Source organism: Mucilaginibacter sp. (assembly GCF_039207105.1).
GTDB lineage: Bacteria > Bacteroidota > Bacteroidia > Sphingobacteriales > Sphingobacteriaceae > Mucilaginibacter.
This window is the reverse complement of sequence record NZ_JBCECK010000279.1, coordinates 1-3,261: the sequence shown is the minus strand read 5'-3', so window position 1 is coordinate 3,261 and position 3,261 is coordinate 1. Positions and strand designations below refer to the sequence as shown.

The window sequence follows — 3,261 nt, the reverse complement described above, 5'->3', positions numbered from 1 at the left end:
ATGCTGATCGTCAAAGACTCCGGTAAACAAGGTTTGCTGCGCAGAGCATTCACGCGTTCCGGCCCTGTCAAAGTTCCATTGATCCAGGTTTTGACATCGTTACGTTCTAAAATGGCCGGCATCCGGTCATGTATCTCGGCCATCGCCCGATTGGGCGGCATCGTGATCATCACAAAAGTAGGCAACAAGACATTGGTCTTTATATCCAACCACACGTCCCAAAGCCCCGCAATATAAAAAGGCTGTCCGTCCCGCCGCTCTACTTTATAAGTGATATTCTGTTCTTTATTATATTCAAAAAAAGCCTGTATCCGCACCACGCAATGCCGGCGCCCAACTTCTTGTCGCCAAAAAGGCACGGTAAAAAGCGACTCGATCCTGGCATGCTTATTCTTGCTATGGATCTTATCATCATCGCCTGTCAGTAAGCCCCAACGAAACTGTTGTACCTTACCCGGTAGCGCATCTGTCACTACCGGCAACATACTGCCCGGATTGCCCGCGCCATTACTTTTAGGTTTATACGACCCGCCATCGCGGGTGATCACCTTAATATCTTTTTGTTCACCAATCTCAACGTGTCCGCACATAATCTTTCTAAACGAACAAAATTACTAATTATTTTAGTAATTAAATTGTTTTCTTAAAACTATAATGCCAGTCTGTTTCCTTTTTGCTCAGCTTCTTTAATTCATCGTTCTTACAGTGCTGGTCAAAATAAAAGGTTTGCCAATGGCTGACTTCGGAGATCATGTGCCGGACAGTAATGGTGATGGTCAGATCGGGCCTGCCGGAACGCATCAGGTTTTGATGAATGACCTGACAAACTTTACGGACGAATTCATCGATATGCTGTTTCTTTTCTTCGGGCGGATAAAAGGTGGCTTTATAATACTCCGGTTCAAAACGACGGAGGTCGATAGATAGGCCGCGTTGCGGATTCATTTCGAACAGCAGTTCCAGATCATGCAGCTTGATCTTATGCAATAACTTGGGGTTACGCCAGACCCAGGCCATCAGGTCTTTCTTGAGTTGCTGATAAAATTTTTCGTTACCGTAATAAGCCATGATCTATTTTGTTCGCACGATGTCTTTCCAGTTCGTGGTGTATTGCTTACTTAAAAATTCCTGTTTCATGGCCCATTTACGCTCAAAACTATCCGCTGCTAAGCGCACTGTTCCGCGACCGTAACGGTCATTCAAACCATCCATCAATTCCGCCAGTTTCTGTTCCCGACTGTGCTCATAACCCGCGAACAGATTATACTGCACTTCGCCCGCCGGTACGATACCAGTCGCCCTGACACCACATTTCAAATAATTATAACCCGGCTGGTAGATCGCCCGCATGGCCTGCACGGCCACCCGCGTTAGTTGATGCGTGCTGTTCGCTGCAAATGGCACTTTGACGGTAATGCTCGGGTAATGCTGGTCATGTTTGACATTGTGTTTATTGGTGCGTAAATAAATGGTCAAACTGAGCGCCATACTTTCCTGCTGCCGCAACTTAATAGCCACTGTGCCCGCGTGCATCGAGATCGCTTCCTCGATAGGTGCCAACTCGGTTTGATAGCTATTAAAACTCTGACTACTTTCAATACCCTTGGATCGCTCGGCCACATCCTTAATCACATTACAAGGTTTACCCCACAATTCCTGGTGCAAACGCCAGCCTTGCACGGTCATGTGCTGCCGCACAAAATCCGGCTTCAAGGCCCTAAAATCCGCAGCGGTCGTCACCTTAAATTCGGTCAGTTTATCATAGTAGGCCCGGCCAACACCCCAAACATCCTCGATCGGAAAACTTTTCATGACTTCAGCGATTTTTTCATCCGAATCAAGCACCAAATAATTTCGTTTCTGCTTTTTAGCTGCTTTATTCGCCAGTTTAGCTAAAGCCATCGTTGCACCAACACCAACCGTGATCGGCAAGCCCGTATCCCGCATCACGTTGTTACTGATAGCGGCGGTATATTTGTCCAGATCAGCGATACCACCCAAAGCCAAAAATGCTTCGTCGATGCTATACACCATCAGCGTATAAGTGTACCGCGCCAGATTATTCATCAGGCGCGCACTCATATCCGCATACAAAGGATAATTACTACTGAAAATAACGGCGTTATTTTCCGACAATTTGCTTCGCACCATAAACTCCGCATCGGCCATCTTAATACCAATAGCCTTCGCTTCGTTACTTCGCGCGATCACACAACCATCGTTATTGGAAAGGACGACCACGACGCGGCCTTCCAGCGTCGGATCGAATAAACGCTCACAACTTACATAGCAGTTATTGATATCAACATGCGCAAACACGAGCGTACCTCCCTAAACGATGTGCCGGCTGCAAGACCGGGTTCAAGGTCAGCGTCACCACACCCCAGCAAATCCAATTGTCCAATACCATGTCCGCTTCATCCGACTTAAGAATCACACGCTTTTCCTCCGGCCAATAGGCCCGCGTATAAAAATCACCCTCATGAAAGAACACCACGATGCTGCCCGTCACCGGCGTCAGCGTCCGGTCGATCACCAGCACATGTCCCTCCAAAATATGGTAACTGCGCATGGCATCACTCCCCATCCGCATATAAAACGTATTGTCCGGGTCCATCACAATGATCTCCGACACATCCAATTCCGGTTCCTCATGCGTCAGCATTGGCAGCCTGAACCCCAGCACGTCCCTTTTCACCCGATGTCGCCTCAACCTTAACATGCTACAAAACTATTTCACAAAAATTTAAAATACTAATATTTTTAGCATTAAATTTGTCCACATGATGCATGTCTTTGAAAAAACGGGAGCGGATCTGGCCGGAACAGCGTATTGCTTGGCTACGGTCTATGGGGAAAAGGGCGGCTATTTTGCGCAAAAAGTGTTGGTTTTTCAAACGGATGAACCCGATCTGGACGCGCTGAAAAAAGCGGTGGATCAGTTCTTTGAAGTAGAGCTGAAGACCGACCTCTATGTAAAAGAAGTGCCGAAAGATTCGGCGTTATTTGAACAGGAAGCAGCAAGATTATATGGAACAGCTAGCGTTTTTTGCGGAAGCCGGGCAGAGTAAAGACCTGCCGGAGCATTTATTGGAATACCGGCCTGGCTTGATCTCAACCGCTGACAGCGATGAATTGCTGGCGCATTTCATCGCTACCACACCCTGGCAACAAACCAAGCAAAAAATGTGGGATAAAGAATATTTGACCCCGCGTTTAACTTGTTGGTACGGCGAAACCGATAGAATTGCCGGTACTTTG

General features: G+C 47.3%; 5 protein-coding genes and 1 pseudogene. 2 read left to right on the top strand and 4 right to left on the bottom strand.

Annotation, left to right across the window (positions count from 1 at the left end; translation table 11 throughout):
- From AAGC65_RS25535 to AAGC65_RS25520, 4 genes are all read right to left on the bottom strand, one after another.
- On the bottom strand, positions 1 to 590 hold a 590-nt coding region (locus AAGC65_RS25535; protein ID WP_343115282.1), incomplete at its 3' end, for an SOS response-associated peptidase family protein.
- Between the two features lie 40 nt (positions 591 to 630).
- Positions 631 to 1,068, bottom strand: a complete 438-nt coding sequence (locus tag AAGC65_RS25530; RefSeq protein ID WP_343115281.1) for a hypothetical protein — start codon at positions 1,066 to 1,068, stop codon at positions 631 to 633.
- Between the two features lie 3 nt (positions 1,069 to 1,071).
- The gene (locus AAGC65_RS25525; RefSeq protein ID WP_343115280.1) at positions 1,072 to 2,319 is read right to left on the bottom strand and encodes a Y-family DNA polymerase; all 1,248 of its coding nucleotides are present in this window, start codon (positions 2,317 to 2,319) and stop codon (positions 1,072 to 1,074) included.
- Positions 2,303 to 2,665 (bottom strand): S24 family peptidase, encoded by a 363-nt coding sequence (locus tag AAGC65_RS25520; RefSeq protein WP_343115279.1) that lies wholly within the window; start codon positions 2,663 to 2,665, stop codon positions 2,303 to 2,305. Before AAGC65_RS25520 ends, AAGC65_RS25525 begins: the two co-directional genes overlap by 17 nt.
- Positions 2,666 to 2,783: 118 nt before the next feature.
- Here AAGC65_RS25520 and AAGC65_RS25515 point away from each other — a divergent pair, with 118 nt between their 5' ends.
- Positions 2,784 to 3,071: a hypothetical protein gene (locus AAGC65_RS25515; protein ID WP_343115278.1), complete on the top strand. Its 288-nt coding sequence runs from the start codon at positions 2,784 to 2,786 to the stop codon at positions 3,069 to 3,071.
- Positions 3,031 to 3,261 (top strand): annotated as a pseudogene (locus tag AAGC65_RS25510) (alpha-ketoglutarate-dependent dioxygenase AlkB); the annotation flags it as partial. The gene AAGC65_RS25515 and the pseudogene AAGC65_RS25510, both read left to right, overlap by 41 nt.

Coding starts and splice junctions, on each gene's coding strand:
- AAGC65_RS25530 (WP_343115281.1), bottom strand. CDS start 1,068: ATGGCTTATTACGGTAACGAAAAATTTTATCAGCAACTCAAGAAAGAC.
- AAGC65_RS25520 (WP_343115279.1), bottom strand. CDS start 2,665: ATGCTGACGCATGAGGAACCGGAATTGGATGTGTCGGAGATCATTGTG.
- AAGC65_RS25515 (WP_343115278.1), top strand. CDS start 2,784: ATGATGCATGTCTTTGAAAAAACGGGAGCGGATCTGGCCGGAACAGCG.